20 protein-coding genes and 1 riboswitch are annotated in these 19,371 nt (G+C 57.1%); of the genes, 14 read left to right on the top strand and 6 right to left on the bottom strand.

Features of this window, described 5'->3' with window-relative positions:
* Window positions 1–3: 3 nt before the first annotated feature.
* Window positions 4–294: a hypothetical protein gene (locus PO881_RS20770; RefSeq protein WP_101761060.1), complete on the bottom strand. Its 291-nt coding sequence runs from the start codon at window positions 292–294 to the stop codon at window positions 4–6.
* 362 nt (window positions 295–656) lie between these two features.
* Here PO881_RS20770 and PO881_RS20765 point away from each other — a divergent pair, with 362 nt between their 5' ends.
* On the top strand, window positions 657–869 hold the full coding sequence (locus PO881_RS20765) for a hypothetical protein (RefSeq protein ID WP_192413270.1): 213 nt from the start codon (window positions 657–659) through the stop codon (window positions 867–869).
* A gap of 108 nt (window positions 870–977) precedes the next feature.
* Here PO881_RS20765 and PO881_RS20760 read toward each other — a convergent pair whose 3' ends face one another.
* Genes PO881_RS20760 through PO881_RS20750 form a run of 3 tightly spaced genes read right to left on the bottom strand, consistent with a single transcriptional unit; the run spans window position 978 to window position 5,364 of the window.
* The gene (locus PO881_RS20760) at window positions 978–2,780 is read right to left on the bottom strand and encodes an ABC transporter ATP-binding protein (RefSeq protein WP_192413268.1); all 1,803 of its coding nucleotides are present in this window, start codon (window positions 2,778–2,780) and stop codon (window positions 978–980) included.
* Window positions 2,777–4,219 carry a M81 family metallopeptidase gene (locus tag PO881_RS20755; protein WP_280173232.1) on the bottom strand — a complete coding sequence of 481 codons (1,443 nt, stop codon included), beginning with the start codon at window positions 4,217–4,219 and terminating at the stop codon, window positions 2,777–2,779. Before PO881_RS20755 ends, PO881_RS20760 begins: the two co-directional genes overlap by 4 nt.
* A gap of 11 nt (window positions 4,220–4,230) precedes the next feature.
* Window positions 4,231–5,364, bottom strand: coding sequence for an ROK family transcriptional regulator (locus PO881_RS20750; RefSeq protein ID WP_101761056.1), 1,134 nt, complete (start codon window positions 5,362–5,364; stop codon window positions 4,231–4,233).
* A gap of 201 nt (window positions 5,365–5,565) precedes the next feature.
* Here PO881_RS20750 and PO881_RS20745 point away from each other — a divergent pair, with 201 nt between their 5' ends.
* The 5 genes from PO881_RS20745 (at window position 5,566) to PO881_RS20725 (ending at window position 11,228) form a co-directional block, all read left to right on the top strand.
* Window positions 5,566–7,101 carry an ABC transporter substrate-binding protein gene (locus PO881_RS20745; RefSeq protein WP_280173231.1) on the top strand — a complete coding sequence of 512 codons (1,536 nt, stop codon included), beginning with the start codon at window positions 5,566–5,568 and terminating at the stop codon, window positions 7,099–7,101.
* Window positions 7,102–7,119: 18 nt separating this feature from the next.
* Complete coding sequence (locus PO881_RS20740) at window positions 7,120–8,040, top strand: ABC transporter permease (protein ID WP_192234567.1); 921 nt, start codon at window positions 7,120–7,122, stop codon at window positions 8,038–8,040.
* The gene (locus tag PO881_RS20735) at window positions 8,040–8,906 is read left to right on the top strand and encodes an ABC transporter permease (RefSeq protein WP_137387230.1); all 867 of its coding nucleotides are present in this window, start codon (window positions 8,040–8,042) and stop codon (window positions 8,904–8,906) included. Before PO881_RS20740 ends, PO881_RS20735 begins: the two co-directional genes overlap by 1 nt.
* A complete protein-coding gene (locus PO881_RS20730; RefSeq protein ID WP_280173230.1) occupies window positions 8,903–9,847 on the top strand; it encodes an ROK family protein in 945 nt (314 codons plus the stop codon). Before PO881_RS20735 ends, PO881_RS20730 begins: the two co-directional genes overlap by 4 nt.
* A gap of 148 nt (window positions 9,848–9,995) precedes the next feature.
* Window positions 9,996–11,228: an MFS transporter gene (locus PO881_RS20725; RefSeq protein WP_101761051.1), complete on the top strand. Its 1,233-nt coding sequence runs from the start codon at window positions 9,996–9,998 to the stop codon at window positions 11,226–11,228.
* A 104-nt stretch (window positions 11,229–11,332) separates the two neighbouring features.
* On the opposite strand, the gene PO881_RS20720 is transcribed toward PO881_RS20725, so the two are convergent.
* Window positions 11,333–12,208: a LysR family transcriptional regulator gene (locus PO881_RS20720; RefSeq protein ID WP_192234573.1), complete on the bottom strand. Its 876-nt coding sequence runs from the start codon at window positions 12,206–12,208 to the stop codon at window positions 11,333–11,335.
* Between the two features lie 123 nt (window positions 12,209–12,331).
* Between PO881_RS20720 and PO881_RS20715 the strand changes: the two genes are divergently transcribed.
* Complete coding sequence (locus PO881_RS20715; protein ID WP_101761049.1) at window positions 12,332–13,057, top strand: pirin family protein; 726 nt, start codon at window positions 12,332–12,334, stop codon at window positions 13,055–13,057.
* Between the two features lie 129 nt (window positions 13,058–13,186).
* Here the strand turns inward: PO881_RS20715 and PO881_RS20710 are convergent, their stop codons facing one another.
* On the bottom strand, window positions 13,187–13,624 hold the full coding sequence (locus tag PO881_RS20710) for a 6,7-dimethyl-8-ribityllumazine synthase (RefSeq protein WP_101761750.1): 438 nt from the start codon (window positions 13,622–13,624) through the stop codon (window positions 13,187–13,189).
* A gap of 175 nt (window positions 13,625–13,799) precedes the next feature.
* Window positions 13,800–13,919: riboswitch (TPP riboswitch) on the top strand.
* Window positions 13,920–14,048: 129 nt separating this feature from the next.
* Between PO881_RS20710 and PO881_RS20705 the strand changes: the two genes are divergently transcribed.
* The 7 genes from PO881_RS20705 to PO881_RS20675 are packed head-to-tail and all read left to right on the top strand — an operon-like array spanning window position 14,049 to window position 19,283.
* Window positions 14,049–14,993 (top strand): FAD-dependent oxidoreductase, encoded by a 945-nt coding sequence (locus tag PO881_RS20705; RefSeq protein WP_280173229.1) that lies wholly within the window; start codon window positions 14,049–14,051, stop codon window positions 14,991–14,993.
* The gene (gene thiS, locus PO881_RS20700) at window positions 14,977–15,174 is read left to right on the top strand and encodes a sulfur carrier protein ThiS (RefSeq protein WP_280173228.1); all 198 of its coding nucleotides are present in this window, start codon (window positions 14,977–14,979) and stop codon (window positions 15,172–15,174) included. Before PO881_RS20705 ends, thiS begins: the two co-directional genes overlap by 17 nt.
* A gap of 3 nt (window positions 15,175–15,177) precedes the next feature.
* Window positions 15,178–15,936: a thiazole synthase gene (locus PO881_RS20695; RefSeq protein ID WP_280173227.1), complete on the top strand. Its 759-nt coding sequence runs from the start codon at window positions 15,178–15,180 to the stop codon at window positions 15,934–15,936.
* 11 nt (window positions 15,937–15,947) lie between these two features.
* A complete protein-coding gene (locus PO881_RS20690; protein ID WP_280173226.1) occupies window positions 15,948–16,913 on the top strand; it encodes a HesA/MoeB/ThiF family protein in 966 nt (321 codons plus the stop codon).
* Entirely contained in the window at window positions 16,910–17,626 is a 717-nt protein-coding gene (locus tag PO881_RS20685) for an ABC transporter ATP-binding protein (RefSeq protein WP_280173225.1), read from the top strand. Before PO881_RS20690 ends, PO881_RS20685 begins: the two co-directional genes overlap by 4 nt.
* Window positions 17,610–18,344 carry an ABC transporter permease gene (locus PO881_RS20680; RefSeq protein WP_192413244.1) on the top strand — a complete coding sequence of 245 codons (735 nt, stop codon included), beginning with the start codon at window positions 17,610–17,612 and terminating at the stop codon, window positions 18,342–18,344. Before PO881_RS20685 ends, PO881_RS20680 begins: the two co-directional genes overlap by 17 nt.
* 9 nt (window positions 18,345–18,353) lie before the next feature.
* Window positions 18,354–19,283: an ABC transporter substrate-binding protein gene (locus PO881_RS20675; protein ID WP_192413242.1), complete on the top strand. Its 930-nt coding sequence runs from the start codon at window positions 18,354–18,356 to the stop codon at window positions 19,281–19,283.
* Window positions 19,284–19,371: the final 88 nt, after the last annotated feature.

Raw genomic sequence — 19,371 nt, 5'->3', positions numbered from 1 at the left:
CTATTAAGCGAGGTTTACGCCGCGTAAACCTGACCAGCACCTTGCGGCGGATTGAGTAATCATCACCGAAGGATCCTCACTGAACTCGCTCACCAAAGTCACCACCCGGTCGGTTAAACTCCTTATATTCTCGCTGCCTACATAAACATATTCATTGGTGGGTAACACATAAGTGTAGCCTTTCTCGCACACCAAGCTACGCGCGAAACCATTCTCAAGCATCGCATAGAGCAATTCAATTTGCGCGCCAGCGGTGGGTTCTTTCAATTCGATACGGATAGTATAACTGAGCATGATATTATCTCCGGTGGCTTAATTTAAGTTTACTTAAGTTTAATTGACCAGAAATGAATTTTATTTTTTTAAGATAAATCTTAGCGGGAATTTATAAGTGATGACCGCCGTTAACAGTAAATGTTGGCCCTATTAAGCGCAGCGACAAAAAGGGTTAAATAATAGTTATTAAATTACTCTTTTATTACGTTCGGCTTAAATAAGTTTATTTTTAATTAAAGACAGCCGACTCCACGCAGACTATAATTATTTTATGGCTCACTTTGGGCTGATTACTAAAAAGTGTACAAATAGTATCCGCAACGGGCGATTTTAAAGATTTTTATTAATTAGTATTTATCTCTGCCCATGAGGAGTAGCGGATGAACTTAAGCATCACGGATTTTTATGTCTTTAGTCAGGCAGATACAGAAGGGTGCTGCAATCTACACCGCGATAGTTGCCGCCTGGCTCCTGCCTATGATAATCGTGTGTTCATGGGATCATTTTATTCTCCTGACCATGCCTGGCAATATTTCCATACGCATTATCCCGACTGCCGAGCGGTATTTTGCCTGTTGTGTATGAAACAATAATGCGGGAAACATTCTGCACGGATCGATAGGTAATCACAGATTGTCGCAGGGTCGCCATTCATGGCGACCTGCTTCCATGTGCGCATTAATACGCACCCTAAAAAGCGCTTACTCCATTACCCAATGCCCCTCACTCACCTCACGATAACGTCGCGCTTCGGGCACAAATCCCAATGCACGCACCGGGCTTTTCAGCTCGCTGATGTCAATCTGGCGCTTCACATGACGTCGCGCCGGATCGGGCACCGGCACCGACGACAGTAATTTGCGCGTGTAATCATGCTGCGGATTTTCAAATATTGCCGCGCGCGGGCCGATCTCGACGATTTCACCCAGCAGCATCACCGCCACGCGATGACTGATGCGCTCAACCACCGCCATATCGTGGGAAATAAACAGATACGACAAGCCGAGGCTCTGTTGCAGGTCGAGCAGCAGATTGATGATTTGCGCTTTCACCGTGACATCCAGCGCCGACACCGATTCATCGGCGATGATCATTTTTGGATCAAGCATCAATGCGCGAGCAATGCAGATACGCTGGCGCTGGCCGCCGGAAAATTCGTGCGGATAGCGTTTCATCATGTCAGCGGATAACCCGACGCGCTCCATCAGCGAGGCGGCTTTCGTGCGCGCCTCGGTTTTGCTGCCTAAACGATGTTGCAGAAAAGGCTCGGTAAGCGCTTCCAGCACCGACATGCGCGGATTGAGGCTGGCAAATGGATCCTGAAAAATCATCTGCATGGCGCGGCGCAAAGTGCGCAGCTCATGAACAGAAAGATTCAGTACGTCGTAACCATCAAAGGCCACTTCACCCGCGTCGGGTGTGACGAGGCGCGTCAGTGAACGTCCGGTGGTGGATTTTCCACAGCCCGATTCACCAACCAGCGACAAGGTTTCGCCCGGCATTAGATCAAACGAGATGTTCTCCACCGCATGTACCGCGCCGGTTTTGCGGCTGAATACGCCTTCGTGGATGCTGAAGCGGGTGCTGAGATTTTTCACCGACAGCAGCGGCTGCTGCGATGTCGATACAGGGTTGGTCTCAGATGCGTCGCGCGGGTCAAAGGAAAACTTACGCGGCCCAGCAATGCCGCGCATTGCACCAAGCTGCGGCACGGTCGCAATCAGCGTGCGGGTGTAATCGGCAGCGGGCGCGGAAAAAATCGCGGGGGTGGTGCCGGTTTCCATCACATCGCCTTGATACATCACCAGCGTGCGATCCGACACTTCTGCCACCACGCCCATATCGTGGGTGATAAACAGCACCGCCGTGCCTTCCTCTTCCTGCAACGTCTTGATCAGGTCAAGAATCTGCCCCTGAATGGTGACGTCCAGCGCGGTGGTCGGTTCATCGGCAATCAGCAGTTTTGGCCGCAGCGCCAGCGCCATCGCAATCATCACGCGCTGGCGCATGCCGCCGGAAAAGTGGTGCGGATAATCATTGAAGCGTTTCGCCGCGTTGGGAATACGCACTTTCTCCAGCAGCCGAATGGTCTCTTCACGCGCGACGCGTTTACTGATTTTGCGGTGATTGATCAGCGCCTCAGCAATTTGATTGCCGATGGTGAACGACGGATTCAGGCTGGTCATCGGCTCCTGAAAAATCATCGCCACCGCATTGCCGCGAATGTCACGCATGGCGGATTCGCTCAGCGTCAGCAGATCGACGCCGTTCAGCAGCACTTTGCCGCTGACGCGCGCGTGGCGCATGTTGAGTAAGCGCATGATCGCCATCGAGGTGACGCTTTTCCCCGAACCGGATTCACCGACAATCGCCAGCGTTTCACCGGCATTAACGGTGAGCGACAGGTTCTTTACCACCTCGCGCCAGTGATCCTCAACGCGAAAGGCGACGGTCAGATTTTCGATGCGCAGCACCGGTTCGACTGCTGAAGCGGGCGCGTTCATTTCGCTGCCATAAAGCGTGCCGATAAGTGGCTAACCGGCAGATAAGTGAAATCGGTATCGAACGGATAGGCGGGCTGCAATTTGCGCTGGCGAGTTAAGCGTTCCACATATTGATCGACTACGCCTTCCGACAGCGCCATCAGGTTGGGATTGGCCAGCGGGGCCAGCTCCGGCGACAAATAACCGGACTTCACTACCACGATTTTGGCCGCTGCAGGATTGAGGCCGAGCAGGGCGAAATCCGCCAGGTTGTGATAGGGACGGCGACGGTCGGCGACCACCAGCGTGATGCCGTCGGTTTGCAGCAGCGCCTGTTTCGCCAGCGAACGCGCATCATCGCTGAGATGTTTCACCACAAATTCGGCCTGCACTTTGCCGCCGGCCGGATCGAGTGATGCGCCAACGGTCAGCGTTAAGCTTGCGCCAACGCCAGCAGCAAAGGCCGCGTCAGTGGCCGGTTTATCGGTGATACCAGCCACGATCACCTGCTGCGCATCCTGGCGAATCAGTTCCGCCAACACATCCGCGCGATCGCCGACGCCGCCGCCGGTGGGATTATCCCCAGAATCAGCCAGAATCACCGGCGCGGTTTCGCTGGCGATGGCCATGCTGACGCACTCTTCAATGCTGCCGGTGACGCAGCCAAAACTAAATTCATCGCGCGCCTGCCAGTAAGCCAGCGCCAGTTTAGCCGCCTGTTCCGCCAGCACATCGGCATCGGTGCCGGTCATGATCGCGGCGGCGGTGGCGCGCGGTTCATCGGCCCAGACGTAACCGACCATCAGCGACGCATCCCAGACGTGCTCCAGCTGGTTTATCGCGGGCAAACGGGCATACAAACTTTTCGCCGGTTCATCTTCGGTGCTGGTGCGCTCGCCGGGTAACACCACTGGAATCGGCGCCCACACCACGCCAGGTTTGACGCCGGTTTGCAGGCTTTTCACCAGCATCGATACTGAGCGACGCATGGTCTCTTCCACATCAATGTGCGGCGCAGTGCGATAGGTCGAGAACATATCAATGGCATCGATGATGCGTTGCGTAACGTTGCCATGCAGATCGTAGCTGACGGTGATCGGGCAGTTCGCGCCGACCAGCTCGCGCGTGGCGCTGATCCAGTCGCCTTCGGCATCTTCCATACCTTCAACATAAACCGCACCGTGCATCGCGAGATAAACGCCATCCACCGGCAAATGTGCCGCGAGGCGCGTCAGGAAATCCTGCTTAAAATCGTCGTAGGTGACGCGCGCCACCGGACCACCGGCGATGGCGCGCGCGTGGAAGGTCGGCAGAAACTCGGCATCATAATCCTGCAAAAAGGCGAAATAAGGATTGGTGGTCAGTTCATCCCCGCGCACGATGCGGAAGTCGTCGGCATAATTCAGCACCGGATTATAAGTACTGCACTCAGTATGAATGCCACCAAAAGCAATGCGCATAGCAGCCTCCGCTAGTCGGGTAAGTGAATGATAAAACGATACGCCGCCACACTGGCTGCGGCTCTGGCCCAGCTCTCTTCGTTGATCACCATGCTGGCGATCGGTGTTTTGCCGATAATCGACGGCAGCACATGGCTGTCGATGGCCTGCATCACCACGGTTTTTAGCAATCCATCAAACGCATTGGGCTGATGCGCAATCACAATCAACTCGGGATCGTTCATCTGGATAATATTGGCGATGGATAAGCCCAGCGCATGACCGGCCTGATGCAAAATGGCAATCGCCGCGCTGTTACCTTTCACCGCCAGCGCTTCCAATTCGGTAATCGATTCACACTCTAGCGCTTTATCACGCACGCTTTCGCGGATGGCGGTTAACGAGGCCAGCGTATCGAGGCAGCCGCGTTTGCCGCAGCGGCAGGGACGTCCGCCGGGCTCGATGGTGCAGTGGGCGATTTCACCGGCAGCGCCGTGCGCGCCCCGATGCAGTTGGCCCTGAAAGAAATGCGCCGACCCAATGCCATCACCGTGCGAAATCAGGGTGAAGTTGCGCGCCTTTTTTGCCACGCCGAAAATCTTCTCGCTCACCGCCAGCGCTTTGGCATCGTTCTCTAAGGATACTTCCAGCCCGGTTTGCTGTTTTAGCAGTTCCGCCAGCGGCACGTTCTTCCAGCCCAGCAGCGCCGACTGCACGCAAATCGCCTGATGTTCATCGACAAAGCCGGAAAGCGTCACGCCTAGGCCAATCAGCTGATCCTGCGTAATTGATTTCTGCGCAATCAGGTCCGGGATCGCCGCCGCAATGGTTTTGGCCAGCTGCGGCGGATCGAGATTCAACGGCATCTGGGTGGCGGCCAGCGTGCGGCCGTGCATATCAATCAGCACCAATACCACGCGTTCGTCCAGCAGCGAGGCACCGAGAAAATAGGCGCTGTCGGCACGCATTTTTAATAACACCGATGGGCGACCCTGGCCGCTGGATTCCGGAATACTCTCTTCCAGCAATCCGGCCTGCAGCATCTCTTTCACCAGCGTGCTAATTGCGGCTTTGCTTAATTTCATTTTTTCCGCAAGCACGGTGCGGCTCATGCCATGCGACGCAATAAGTAAGCGCAGAATTTGTTGCTGGTGGGCATTGAGCATTGAAGTTCTCACAGCGTTAGCACTATGCGCTGACAATAATAAGGACAGAAAACAAATACAACGCTATTTAGTTAAATTTCTGAATGTAGATCTGATTATAAGTAAATTATATGAACCAACCTATTGGCTTTTGTTTAGTGAGTGTGGCTTATATAGCGTGGATATTTCACCGATCATTTCAATGATTCATTGAGGGCCTTCATGGAAAGCAAAAATAAGCATTTCAAGGTACTGACGCTGGCCGGCTGTTTACTGGCGTCGATGGCGAGCGCCTCCGTTTTTGCCAGCCAGCTGGTGATCATGCAGAACGAACCACCGCGCAGCATGGATCCCGGCAACCAAACCGCGACCTTTACCGGCACGGTGCTGGACCCAATGTACGAAGGCCTGACGCGTCTCGGTGATGACGGCAAAATCATTCCGGCATTGGCATTATCCTGGACATCCGATGACAGCGGACTTAACTGGACCTTTACCCTGCGACCCAATGTGAAATTCCACGACGGCACGCCCTTTAATGCCGATGCGGTAGTGGAAAACTTCCAGCGTCATTTAAATACGCAGCGCGGTTTAGCGGGTAGTGGGAAAATTCGCACCTTTATTCAGGACGTGAAGAAAAAAGACGATCTTACCGTCACGTTTCAGCTGAAAAAAATTAATCCGGCTTTTTTAACTGTTTTAGCCTCCGGCCCAGGATTAATGGTGAGCCCAAAAGCGGACAAGGCGGGCAGTATTAACAATAAAGCCGACGGCACCGGGCCTTATAAACTGGTGCAGTACAAATCCGGTGAATATGTACTTGAACAAAAGAATCCCGACTATTGGGGGAAATCTTCCGGGCCGGATGAAATTAAATGGACGTGGAGCAGCGAGCCTTCAGTGATGAATATGGCGCTGCAATCGGGTCAGGTTGATATTATTAACCCGGTGCCGCCGCAGTTTGCCGGCATGTTAAAAAACAACGCCAACGTAAATCTTAAACAGTCGCCGGGCGCGGCGGTGTTCTGGGTCGATCTCAATACCCAAAGCAAAGCGCTGAGCGATGTGCGCGTGCGTCAGGCGCTGAATTTCGCCACCGACCAGCAGGCGCTGGTGAAAGCCATCATGTTTGGTTATGCGCAACCGGCAAACTCCGCGTTGGCACCGGTCGATCCCAACTACGACAAAAGCTTGCATGACTATCCGTACGATCTGCAAAAAGCCAAAGATTTGCTGAAAGCGGCGGGCTACGCCGACGGTTTCCCGATGTCGATTGCGGTGCAGGCGCCGGATGCGCGTACCGCACAAGTGCTGCAGGGCATGTGGAGCAAAATCGGCGTGAAACTTAACGTGCGCCAGATGGAGAGCGGCGTGTGGACCAAAGCGGCATTTGCTGATGGCAAAGAGAAAGCCGCGCAGGGCACCGATGCGGTGCTGGCGTCCTGGTCTTCCGGTTTATATGGCTCGGATCTGCAGCTCCGTCCGCTGTATCACACCAGCAGCTTTGCGCCGGGCGGGGCCAATCTGGGCTTCTTCAGCGACAAGCAAACCGATGATCTGATCGATACCGCCGCATCCACACTCGACGATGCCAAACGCAAAGATCTCTATTTCCAGGCGCAAAAACAGATCAGCGGATTAGCGCCGCAGGTGCTGCTGTTCTATCAGGACGATCTCTATGCCGCACGTAAAAATATCAGCGGCGTGGTTATGCAGCCGGGCGGACAAATCGTCGTGCGCGACGCAGTGAAGCAATAACCTCATGGCTGATGTGATATGAAAGCGTATGTCGCAAAAAAGGTGCTTTCGCTGCCGTTAATCATTTTCGGCGTGTCGATTATCGTGTTTATCGCCATCCGCGCGCTGCCGGGCGATCCGGCGCGGCTGATGGCGGGACCGGAAGCGCCGCAGGAAGCGGTGGACAGTATGCGCGTGCGGCTGGGGCTCGATCAGCCGCTGCCGCTGCAATACGTCAGGTTCGCGGCGGAAGCGCTGCACGGCAACCTTGGCTTGTCGTTGCAGTCGCAGCGTCCGGTGATGACGGAGATCAGCGAGCGTTTGCCGTACACCTTATCGCTGGCGGCGCTGGCGTATCTGCTGGCGATTGCGATAGGTGTTCCGGCGGGCATGACTGGCGCCATTTATCGCCAGCGGATTCCGGATCAAATCGTGATGGTGTTGACCATTGCCGGTGCGTCGATTGCCAACTTCTGGCTGGCGCTACTGGCGATGAATTACTTCGCGGTCGAGTTGGGCTGGTTACCGCTGCTGGGCGCCGATTCGTGGAAAAACTACATCATGCCCACGGTTACGCTGGCAATCCTGCCGATGGCGATGATCGCCCGCATGACGCGTTCCAGCATGCTGGATGTGCTGAGTCAGGATTACATCCGTACCGCCAAAGCCAAGGGATTATCCTCCACCAGCATTAACTGGAAGCATGCGCTGCGAAATGCACTGATCCCGATTGTCACCATTGTGGCGCTCAACTTCGGCAGCTTGATTGGCGGCGCGGTGGTCACTGAATCGGTGTTCAATTGGCCGGGCATTGGCCGCTTGCTGGTGGACTCGGTGCGCTACCGCGATTATCCGGTGATTCAGGGCGTGACGCTGGTGGCCGTGACTGGCGTGGTGCTGATGAATCTGGTGGGCGAAATCCTGATTGGCTTGCTCAATCCAAAAATAAGGTTCGACTGATGAACAGCATTGATACTTCCGTGCTGCCGCCGCGTTCGCGCAGCCGACACCTGATCAGCACTTTACTGGCAAATCCGTCCATTGCCATCGGCGGTGCGTTAGTGCTGCTGGTGGTGCTCGCCGCTGCGCTGGCTCCGCTGATTACCCATTGGGATCCGGTGGAGCAGGATCTGCTCAACACCTTGCAAGCGCCGTCGGCCGCGCACTGGTTTGGCACCGACGATTATGGCCGCGATATTTTTTCACGCGTGATTTACGGCGCGCGTATCACGCTGTTTGAAGTGAGCCTTAGCGTCGCGATCTCCATGGTGATCGGTATTCCGCTCGGCATCATTTCCGGCTTAGCGGGACGCAAGATGGATGCGCTGATCATGTGGGTGATGGATATCATCTTCGCCTTTCCCGGCATCGTGCTGGCGATTTTGATCGTTAGCGTGCTCGGCGAAGGACTGACCAATATGCTGATCGCCATTTCACTGTTTTCGATTCCGGTGTATGCGCGTCTAAGCCGCAACCTGACGCTGGGCCTGAAGAACATGGAGTACATCGAAGCGGCGCATATGCTCGGGGTGCGCTATCCGCGCATCATTACACACTACATTCTGCGCAACTCAATTGGACCGCTGATTGTACAATCCACGCTGACGGCGGGCGCGGTGGTGCTGTCCGCCGCCAGTTTGTCCTTCCTCGGTTTAGGCGTGCAGCCGCCGATGCCGGAGTGGGGCACCATGATGAGCGATGGGCGCAACTTCCTTGGCCTGAATATTTATGTGTCACTCTTCCCCGGATTGGCGATTTTGATTACCGTGCTGGGCTTCAATGTGTTGGGCGACGGTTTGCGTGATGTGATGGATAAACGTTTATGAGAAGACAATCTGCGGTGATTTGCCTCGATCTGGGCGGCTCTTTTATCAAGCTAGGCGTGATGAATGCGCAGGATCAATTAATCCTGCTCGATCAGCATAAAATTCCGGCTACCAGCTGGGACGATTTCACCGCGCTGGTACGTCGCATGATAGCCCAGCATCACCTGCAGTTTACCGCCAGCAGTGCGGTAGCGATCTCCACCGCGGGCATTGTGGCACCCGAAACTGGCGAGATATTTGCCAGCAATATCCCCGCGTTTCACCAGCACAGTTTGGCGAACGAGCTGGGCGCGCTGCTGCAACGCCGGGTGATTGTGCATAACGATGCCGACTGCTTCACGCTGGCGGAAGCGCTGGCGGGCGCGGGAAAAGGTCACAAAGTGGTGTTTGGCGCGATTCTGGGTTCGGGCGTTGGCGGCGGATTGGTGGCAGATCGCCGCATCATTACCGGGCAAAACGGATTGACCGGCGAATGGGGACATGGGCCGATCACGTTAACCGAAGTGGAGATTGATGGCGTCACGCGGCGACTGCCGCGTAAGGCGTGTCCATGCGGGCAAAAGGGCTGTCTCGACAGCTACGGCGGTGCGCGCGGGCTGGAAAATCTGCATCAGACGTTACATGACCGCACGGCGAGCAGCGTTGAGATTATCGAATGCTGGCAGCAGCAGGATGCGCTGGCGCAGCAAACCGTTCAGGCATGGCTGCAAATTGTCGGTCAGCCGCTGGCATACACCATCAATATCACCGGCGCGTCGCGCGTGGCGGTGGGCGGCGGATTGGCATCGGTGGCTCCGCTGATCGCGGCGTTAGATGAGGTGGTGCAGGGTTACGTATTACGCCGCACCTCACATCGTCTGGTGGTGCCAGGTGAGTTCGCGCATCACGGCGGCATGATGGGCGCAGCGCTGTTGGCGCTGCAGAATACGCACACTCTGTAGCGGGGCGATTTATCGCGCAATGAATTGCGCCGCTACGGAAGCGGGATTTTGCGCTATCATAAGCCGCTCACTCTGCTCAGTCCTGACGATGATTGTTTCAGGCAATCACGATCCTGACTGAGTTCTTCACTTGCGGTTCGGAAAACTCATGTCATCAGTACAACCCCAACTTACTCAGCTGCCGGATGAGGCATCGCTGCCGCGTCAGAGCGTGCTAAAAGCTTTGTTCGCGCTCGGCACCGGCGGCTTTGCCATTGGTACCGGCGAATTCGTCATCATGGGACTGCTACCCGATGCAGCCAAAGGTCTCAACGTATCGATCCCCTCGGCTGGGCATCTCATCAGTATCTACGCGCTGGGCGTGGTAATTGGTGCGCCGCTGCTGGCGGTGCTGGGCGCGCGCGCCTCACGTCGTAATTTCCTGATGACGCTGATGGGCCTGTTTGCCGCCGGCAACCTGCTGAGCGCCATAGCGCCGGGATACTACTCGATGCTGCTGGCGCGTTTCCTCGCCGGTTTCCCACATGGCACCTTCTTCGGCGTGGCGGCGCTGGTCGCAGCCGGTTTGGTTGAACGGCGCAAACGCGCGCAAGCGGTCTCGATGGTGCTGTTCGGCCTGACAATCGCCAACTTACTCGGCGTGCCCGCCGTCACCGCTATCGGCCAATGGTTTGGTTGGCGCGATGCCTTTGCCATTGTCGGCGGTCTGGCGCTGGTGACCTTGCTGCTGATCTGGCTGTGGGTGCCAAACGTGGCAGGCGATAAAAATGCCAGCCCGCTGCGCGAATTGTCGGCGCTGACGCGCAAACAGGTTCTGCTGACGCTGGCGATTGGCGCGGTGGGCAGCGGCGGTTTGTTTTCGGTGTTTAGCTACGTGAAGCCGACCATGACCGAACTGGCGCAGATGCCGGTGAGCTGGATCCCGGCGGTGCTGGCGTTGTTTGGTCTAGGCATGATCATCGGTAACATCGCCGGCGGTCGTCTGGCCGATCGCGGCATTGAAAAGACCATCCGCATTTTGCTGATCTGGTCATTTTTGGTGCTCAGCGCCTTCGTGTTTGCCGCGCATTATGCGCTGGCAGGTGCCATCAACGTCATGCTGGTGGGCACCATGGTAGCGCTGGCGGCGGTGTTGCAGATCCGTTTGATGGATGTCGCCGGTGATGCGCAAACCATGGCGGCGGCAATGAACCATTCGGCGTTTAACCTCGCTAACGCGCTCGGTGCATGGCTGGGCGGCGTGACCATTTCCGCTGGTCTGGGATGGCAATCCACCGGTTGGGTAGGCGCGATTCTGGCGGTGTTGGGTCTGCTGATCCATGCGGTGGCGATGCGCGATGCGCGCCGTAAATCGATTACCTTTGCACACGAAAGTCATTAACACCCTACCTACCGAAGCGGCGCGATATATTACGTATTGCCGGGATGGGCACATTGCCGCCCTTAATATGCGCAATAGATCGCGCCGGAAGGGGTAATTAATTTTTACGCCAACTTCTGCTGCAAAAATGTCATAAACACCCGATTGATCTCACTGCGCTGACGGTGCTGCGGATAGAGCGCATTGAGATGGAGCGAGGTCGGCTGCCACTCTTCCAGCACCTTCACCAGCTCACCGCTCGCCAGCGCTGGTGCCACAATAAACTCTGGCAGCATAATCAGACCCAACCCGGCCACTGCTGCGTCGCGCAGCATTTCCCCGTTATTACTCACCATCGGCCCATGCACACTAATCACTTTGCGCTGGTCGCCGTTAAACAGTTCCCAGCCGGTCTGGCTTTCGCGCCCGTAGCGCAGACACAAATGTTCGCTCAGCTCCTCCGGCGTTCGCGGTGCGCCTGCGCCCTGCAGGTAGGAAGGGCTGCCGCAGATCACGCGGCGAAACTCGCCCAGTCGCCTGGCGATCAAACTCGAATCTGGCAGCGTACCGATGCGAATCGCCATATCAAATCCTTCACCCACCATATCGACATGCCGATCCGCCAGTTCAACCTGAAACTGCAAACCCGGATGCTGGCTGAGAAACTCGGCAATAAACGGCGACAAATGGCTGATACCAAACGACATCGGCACGCTCAGGCGGAAGCTGCCCTGCAGCACCTGACGACGCCCCGATACCGCTAGCTCGGCTTCCTGCACATCATCCAGAATGCGCTGCGCGTGCTGCGCAAACAGCTGGCCGTTATCGGTTACCGACAACTTACGCGTGTTGCGATTCAGCAGCCGCGCGCCAAGCGACTCCTCCAGCGCGGCGATGCGGCGGCTGACATACTGCTTCGACAGCATCAGCTGTTCGGCGGCAGCGGTGAAGTTGCCGGCTTTGATGACGGCTACATAAATACGGAGATCTTCAATCTGCATATTGTCCACTTATCGGTGACAGTCATTGTCATTTTGACGCATTGTTAGGCAAATCAGTTTACGTATACTTGTTTGCAACGGGAAGGGCAATCGCCCCCCAACAGCAAATTTGAGGAGCAGACCATGATTGAACAACGCCTGTCAGAACAACGCGGAGTGGGTGACCACGGTTGGTTGAATTCGCATCATACGTTCTCTTTTGCCAGTTACTGGGATCCAAAACAAACCGGCTTCTCAGACTTGCTGGTGATCAATGATGACCGCGTTGCACCGGGTCGCGGCTTTGGTGCGCATCCGCACAACAACATGGAGATCATCTCCTACGTGCTGGAAGGCGCGCTGGAGCATAAAGATTCCATGGGCACCGGTTCGGTGATTGTGCCGGGTGATGTGCAGCTAATGAGCGCCGGCAGCGGCGTCACGCACAGCGAGTTTAACCACTCGAAAACGGACAACGTGCACTTCCTGCAGATCTGGATTGTGCCTGGCGAACGTAATTCGCCTCCCGGTTATCAGCAGATTTCAGTGGCGGAACGTGACAAACGCGGTCAGCTGCGCCTGATTATTTCGCCGGCAGGGGATAACGGTTCACTCAGCGTGCGTCAGGATATTCGCGTTTATGCCGGACTGTTCGACGGTGTCGAGCAGCAAACCTTCGCGTTGGATGCCGATCGTTACGCCTATATTCACGTGGCTCGCGGCAGCATCGAAGTGAACGGCGTGAAGTTCAAAGAGGGCGACGGTGCACGCGTTCGCAACGAAAGCGCGCTGCAGTTTGCTAACGGTGATGATGCGGAAGTGCTGGTGTTTGATTTGCGTCCGCTGGAAGTGAATCATCCACAGCGTTAATGACGAATAGCAAGTACTTTGTTCGTTAGACTATTTTACGAGATGACTGGCACTATTCTGAAAATGAGCCGTTGAAGGTCATCATAAATAAAAAGGGAGCGCCTGAAGAGGTGCTCCCTTTTTAATGCATCAATCAATCGACAAATTATGGATCGCTAACACTGCACGTGCCGCTTCTTTGCCTTTCTTAATGAAATGCTCGGTATAGAAGTTTTCAATCACATCAACCGGCTGGAAATTATGTGGTGTTAATGAAACGGAGAACACCGGTACGTTGGTGGTCAGCTGCACATTCATCAAGCCATCAACCACCGCAGCGGCAACGAAATCATGGCGATAGATACCGCCGTCAACCACCAGCGCAGCGCAGACAATCGCATCGTATTTGCCGGTTTCGGCCAGACGCTTAGCCAGCAGCGGCATTTCAAATGCGCCAGGCACTTCCAGCACTTTTAATTCCGCTTCTACGGATTGATCGGCTAATTCTTTTTCAAAACCCACCAGGGCATTATGGACAATTTCTTTGTGCCAGCCGGCTTTAATAAATGCAATTTTAATATTGTTCATGGTTATTCCGACATCACCTGTAATGTGTTCTTGCGCATAAAATAATGTGTTTGTATACCATATGTTACGTTTGTGATCCACAAAGCCTAAGTAGCGATAAATGCCGTGATGCTAAATGCCACGTAAAGCATCCGGTTATTCCGCGCTTGACGGCGACCATCGCCTGCAATACAAATAGACGCGTCGGGGGAGTCTCGCCAAAGAGACTGAGAGGCTAATAGCGCACTGCGCGGTTTAGCGACCCTTTGAACCTGACCCAGTTGATACTGGCGTAGGAAGACTGACAGTCTTTATCATTGGGCTGTCTGGCGCTCAAACCAGCTCGATGGATGCGCCATTTCCCTTCTCCTGTATCTGCGGGTCTCAGCTAACACTGAGAGGCCGATGTGAATTCCCCCTGTTTGAACATCCTGGAGCCGGCGCTGTGAGCCGCTGGAGCGTGCTTGGCTGCGGCGTGGTGGGCCTATGCGTAGCCACTTTGCTGGCGGAACGCGGTGAAGACGTTGAGGTGATTGGCGATGACGCGCGCCGCCCGGCATCGTGGTTTGCTGGCGGCATGCTGGCGCCCTGGTGTGAAGCCGAAAGCGCGCCGCGCGATGTTATTACTGTTGGGCAACACGCCGCCGCGTGGTGGCAACAGCGCGTCAGCAGCGTCGAGCATCAGGGCACATTGGTGGTTGCGCCGCCGCGCGATAGCCAGGAACTCAACCGTTTCGCCCGCATGACCGAGCAGCATCAATGGGTCGATCCCGCCGACATTGAACCGGCGCTGGAAGGGCGCTTTGCGCGCGGTCTGTTTTTCGCCGGGGAAGCGCATCTCGATCCGCGTCTGGCGTTGCAGGAGATGCGTGACGCGCTGATCGCGCGCGGCGTGTCATTCAGCAATCACGCGCCGAGCGGCCAAATTATCGATTGTCGCGGCATCCACGCCGCGCCGCAACTGCCGCGCCTGCGTGCGGTGCGTGGCGAGATGCTGATTTTGCACAGCGATGAAGTGCAGTTTTCCCGCCCGATTCGTCTGCTGCATCCGCGCTTTCCCTGCTATCTGGTGCCGCGTCGCGGCGGCCATTTTATGCTCGGCGCCACCATGATCGAGAGCGACGATGCCAGCGCCATCAGCGCGCGCGCCATGATGGAGTTACTCAGCGCCGCCTATGCCATCCATCCCGCCTTAGCCGAAGCGCGCGTGATTGAGAGCGGCAGCGGGCTGCGTCCGGCCTATCCGGCGAATCTGCCGGAAATCGACTATCTCAATCACACCTTTTATCTCAACGGCATGTATCGCCACGGTTTTCTGCTGGCGCCAATGCTGGCAGAGCAGCTGATGCAACGCATTTCTGGGGAACTCAACAATGAATATTCAGCTTAACGGTCGCGCCATCAGCACGCAGGCAATAAACCTGAGCGAATTGCTGATCGAGCAGCAAATTGATGTGGCCTGCGTCGCCACCGCCTATAACGGTGCGTTTGTGCCAAAAAGTCAGTACGACACGCAGCGGCTGGATGAAGGTTGCCAGCTCGAAGTGCTGTCACCGATGCAGGGAGGTTAAGCGATGTTTTACGATTTTGAACCGAAATCACGCTTCCTGCTCGGCACTGCCGGTTATCCTTCACCCGCTATTTTGCAGCAGGCGATTGCCGCCTCCGGCACCGACATCATCACCGTCAGTTTGCGGCGCGAAGGCGCGGCAGGCGCGGCATTCCGCGAACTGCTGACCAGCCTCAATATCCGCGTGTTACCGAATACCGCCGGTTGTCACACGGTAAAAGAGGCCGTCACCACCGCGCACATGGCGCGCGAACTGTTCAACACCGCGTGGATCAAACTGGAAGTAATCGGCCATGCCGACACGCTGCAGCCCGATCCTTTCGCGCTGGTGGAAGCCGCGCGCATCCTCAGCGCAGAGGGTTTTCAGGTGTTTCCGTACACCACCGAAGATCTGATCGTCGGCGAAAAGCTGCTGGCAGCGGGTTGCGAACTGTTGATGCCGTGGGGCGCGCCGATTGGTTCCGGCCAGGGTTTGCGCAACATCGATGGCCTGCGCGCCATGCGCGCGTGGTTCAGCGACATCCCGCTAATCATTGATGCGGGCATTGGCGCGCCGTCGCAGGCGGCGCAGGCGATGGAAATGGGCTTCGATGGCATTTTGCTCAACACCGCCGTCGCCAAAGCCGGCGATCCAATCGGCATGGCCAACGCCTTCCGGCTGGCGATTGAAGCCGGACAAGCCGCGCGCGCTGCCGGACTGATGGAGAAGCGCGATATGGCAGCCGCGTCCACGCCGATCTTCGGTCTGGCAAATCTGAGTTAAGGACGGCAACTATGCAACGTTATCAACGCCAGATGATGCTGGCGGAAATCGGCGAAGCTGGGCAGCAAAAGCTACTTAACGCGCGCGTGCTGGTGGCGGGCGCGGGCGGACTAGGCGCCACGCTCCTGCCGCAGCTGGTGGGCGCGGGCGTCGGCCATATTCGGCTGTATGACGACGATGTGGTGGCGCTGCATAACCTGCATCGGCAAACGCTGTTTACGCAGCAGGATATCGACCAGCCCAAAGTGCTGCGCGCGCAGCACGCCTTGCAGCAGCGCAATCCGCAGGTGCAAATCGAGGCGCTGCAGCAGTCGCTGAGCGCCAGCAATCTACAGCAGGCGCTGGCGGGATGCGATCTGGTGATCGACGCCGCCGATAACTTTGCCGTCACCTACCAACTTTCCGATGCTTGCATGCAGGCGGGCATGCCGCTGATCAGCGCCTCGGTGCTGGGGCGGCAAGGTTACGTCGGCGGATTCTGTGGCGGCGCGCCGAGCTATCGCGCGCTGTTCCCGCGCTTGCCGTCATCGGCCGCGAACTGCAACACCGCAGGCGTGATGGGCCCGGCGGTGGCAACGCTCGGCGCGATGCAGGCGCAGATGGCGCTCAGCGTGCTGCTGCAGTTGTCGCCATCGCCGCTCGGTTGTCTGGTGAACTGCGATTTTGTGAACTGGCACTTCCGCCAGTTCCGCTTTGATGATGCTGAAGAGCCGGAACATGCGGTGCCGTTTATCGATCCGCAACAGTTGGCCGCCGATGACTGCATTGTCGAACTGCGCAGCTATGAAGAAGCGCCGGTCAGCGTGGCGGATGGCGTTGAGCGCATCTTGCCGCAGGCGATCGCCGCGTGGCAGCCCCCCGCCCAACAGCGCATTGTGCTAGTGTGCGCCAGCGGCATCCGCGCCGCGCAGGCCGCTAACGCGCTGGCGCAGCGCGGATTTCATCAGCTGGCGATTCTGGCGGCCAATCGCCCATGAATCAGGACATTCTGTTCAACGATGTGAGCTTTAGCTGGGGCGATAAACCGCTATGTCAGCGGCTGAATCTGCACCTGCGCGGTGGCAAAACCACGGTAATGCTGGGACGCAGCGGCATCGGCAAAAGTACGCTGCTGCGGTTGGTGGCCGGTTTACTCCAGCCGCAGCAGGGCGCGGTGCGGGGCTTGAGCGGCAACGTGGCGTGGATGGGCCAGCAAGATCTGCTGTATCCGTGGCTGACGGTGCTCGACAACGTGATGCTGTCGGCGCGGCTCAGCGGCGACAAGCCGGATCGCCCGCGTGCGCTGGCGCTGCTCGAGCAGGTAAAACTCAGCGACGTGGCGCATGCACCCCCGCATCAACTCTCCGGCGGCATGCGGCAACGCGTGGCGCTGGCACGCACGCTCTATGCGCAGCGCGACGTGGTGCTGATGGATGAACCCTTCGCCACGCTGGATGTGATGACCAAACTCAGTTTGCAAACGCTGACCGCCGGATTACTGCGGGGCAAAACTGTACTGCTGGTGACGCACGATCCGCTGGAAGCGTGCCGCATGGCCGATGACATTCTGCTGCTGCAAGGCCAGCCGCTGGCTATCGAAAGCTGGCCGGTTGCTGGCGGTGACGCGCCGCGTCCGTTTGATCATCCCGACGTCCTGCAGGCGCAGGCGCAACTCTTCTCCCGACTGAATATCCATGAAAACAGTGTTTAGCGCGATCTACCTGATCGTGGTGCTGCTGTGCGGCTGGTTACTGGCGCGTCACAGCGGCGTGCCGAGTTTCCTGCTGCCCGCGCCACAGGCGGTGCTGGAGGCGCTGTGGCTGCATCGTCAACTGCTGTGGCATCACGCGCTCTATACGCTGGCGGAAATTGTGCTGGCGCTGCTGTTGGGCGTCGGCGCGGGCGTGACGCTGGCGGTGCTGATGGCCGCCAGTTCGCTGCTGCGTCGCGTGCTGTTTCCGCTGGTCACCGCCAGCCAGGCAATTCCGGTGTTTGCCCTCGCGCCGCTGCTGGTGCTGTGGCTTGGCTTTGGCATCGCCTCAAAAGTGGTGGTGGCGGCTTTGATCCTGTTCTTCCCGCTGTGCTTGTCACTGTTTGATGGGCTGTGCCGTACGCCGGTCGGCTGGCTGGAGCTGGCGCAAACCTCCACTTCATCGCGTTTCCGCATCTTCTGGCGCGTGCGCTGGCCCGCCGCGTTACCGCAGTTTTTCTCCGGCCTGCAGATGGCGGTGGTGTTGGCCCCGATTGGCGTGGTGATTGGCGAATGGGTCGGCGCCAGCGAAGGGCTCGGCTATCTGATGATGCAATCCAACGCGCGACTGGAAACCGCCACCAGCTTCGCGGCGCTGCTGCTGTTACTGATTCTGGCGCTGCTGCTTTCGGGCAGCGTGGCGTTGATGCGCAAGAAAATCCTCTGGCAATCTACATAAGGAAATACCGTGAAAACCCTACGAATGGCATTGACGGCGTTGCTGCTGCTGGCGACCGCTAACGTGCAGGCGGCGGAGAAAGTTCGCCTGCTGCTTGACTGGTTTATCAACCCCAATCACGCGGCGATTTTTGCTGCCCAGCACAGCGGCGCGTTTAAGAAAGAGGGGCTGGATGTGGAGATGATCGCGCCCGCCGATTCCGCGTCCGTGCCGCTGCTGCTGGCGGCGGGCAAAGTCGATCTCGCCGTAAGCTACCAGCCGCAGCTCTACACGCTGGTGGATAAAGAGGTGCCAGTGATCCGCGTCGGCACGTTGATTAATCAGCCGCTGAATACGCTGACCACGGTGTCAGACGATATTCACTCGCTGAAGGATTTCGCTGGCAAAACCATCGGCTACGCGGTGCCGGGCACCGAAGATGTGGCGATCCGCAATATGCTGACTTCGCAGGGCGTTGATGCCGACTCGGTGAAGCTCATCAACCTGAATATGGATGGCACCTCCGCGTTGCTGACGCACAAGATTGATGGCGCGATGACCATTTTCCGCAACTATGAGCTGCTGGATCTGAAAGACAAAGGCGCGCAGCCCACGGTGTTCAAGCCGGAAGATTACGGCGTGCCTGCTTATGATGAGTTGATCATCCTGGCAAACCAGAAAACTGCCGCGCAGGACAAACGCATTCCGGCGTTTTTACGTGGCCTGGATGCCGGCGTGGCGTGGCTACGCGCGCATCCGCAGGAAGCGTGGCAGGCGTTTATCGAAAAATATCCCGAGCTGAATACGCCGCTCAATCACCAGGCGTGGCAGGCCACGTTGCCATATTTCGCCGCGCACAGCGCGGCGTTTGATCAGGCGCGCTATCAGGCGTTTGGTGAGTATATGAAGGGTAATGGTGTGATTAAGGCTGTAGCGCCGATGGCGCGTTATTCGTTGTAGGTTGGTGCGATTTGCCCCTCACCCCAGCCTTCTCCCGCGCGCAGGAGAAGGAGCCGGCCGCGCCCACCTAACCATTCTCTCCACCTAA

It is taken from the genome of Pantoea sp. SS70 (assembly GCF_029866845.1).
In the GTDB taxonomy this organism is placed as follows: domain Bacteria; phylum Pseudomonadota; class Gammaproteobacteria; order Enterobacterales; family Enterobacteriaceae; genus Pantoea; species Pantoea leporis.
The sequence above is the reverse complement of the archived record's forward strand: the minus strand, read 5'-3'. Positions and strand labels throughout refer to the sequence as shown.

Bases quoted from the DNA above. Each gene is read 5' to 3' on its own strand.
- PO881_RS20680 (WP_192413244.1), top strand. From the start codon at position 17,610: ATGAAAACAGTGTTTAGCGCGATCTACCTGATCGTGGTGCTGCTGTGC.
- PO881_RS20690 (WP_280173226.1), top strand. From the start codon at position 15,948: ATGCAACGTTATCAACGCCAGATGATGCTGGCGGAAATCGGCGAAGCT.
- PO881_RS20715 (WP_101761049.1), top strand. From the start codon at position 12,332: ATGATTGAACAACGCCTGTCAGAACAACGCGGAGTGGGTGACCACGGT.
- PO881_RS20750 (WP_101761056.1), bottom strand. From the start codon at position 5,364: ATGCTCAATGCCCACCAGCAACAAATTCTGCGCTTACTTATTGCGTCG.
- PO881_RS20755 (WP_280173232.1), bottom strand. From the start codon at position 4,219: ATGCGCATTGCTTTTGGTGGCATTCATACTGAGTGCAGTACTTATAAT.
- PO881_RS20770 (WP_101761060.1), bottom strand. From the start codon at position 294: ATGCTCAGTTATACTATCCGTATCGAATTGAAAGAACCCACCGCTGGC.
- thiS (WP_280173228.1), top strand. From the start codon at position 14,977: ATGAATATTCAGCTTAACGGTCGCGCCATCAGCACGCAGGCAATAAAC.
- PO881_RS20735 (WP_137387230.1), top strand. From the start codon at position 8,040: ATGAACAGCATTGATACTTCCGTGCTGCCGCCGCGTTCGCGCAGCCGA.
- PO881_RS20765 (WP_192413270.1), top strand. From the start codon at position 657: ATGAACTTAAGCATCACGGATTTTTATGTCTTTAGTCAGGCAGATACA.
- PO881_RS20760 (WP_192413268.1), bottom strand. From the start codon at position 2,780: ATGAACGCGCCCGCTTCAGCAGTCGAACCGGTGCTGCGCATCGAAAAT.
- PO881_RS20720 (WP_192234573.1), bottom strand. From the start codon at position 12,208: ATGCAGATTGAAGATCTCCGTATTTATGTAGCCGTCATCAAAGCCGGC.
- PO881_RS20685 (WP_280173225.1), top strand. From the start codon at position 16,910: ATGAATCAGGACATTCTGTTCAACGATGTGAGCTTTAGCTGGGGCGAT.
- PO881_RS20695 (WP_280173227.1), top strand. From the start codon at position 15,178: ATGTTTTACGATTTTGAACCGAAATCACGCTTCCTGCTCGGCACTGCC.
- PO881_RS20745 (WP_280173231.1), top strand. From the start codon at position 5,566: ATGGAAAGCAAAAATAAGCATTTCAAGGTACTGACGCTGGCCGGCTGT.
- PO881_RS20710 (WP_101761750.1), bottom strand. From the start codon at position 13,624: ATGAACAATATTAAAATTGCATTTATTAAAGCCGGCTGGCACAAAGAA.
- PO881_RS20725 (WP_101761051.1), top strand. From the start codon at position 9,996: ATGTCATCAGTACAACCCCAACTTACTCAGCTGCCGGATGAGGCATCG.
- PO881_RS20740 (WP_192234567.1), top strand. From the start codon at position 7,120: ATGAAAGCGTATGTCGCAAAAAAGGTGCTTTCGCTGCCGTTAATCATT.
- PO881_RS20730 (WP_280173230.1), top strand. From the start codon at position 8,903: ATGAGAAGACAATCTGCGGTGATTTGCCTCGATCTGGGCGGCTCTTTT.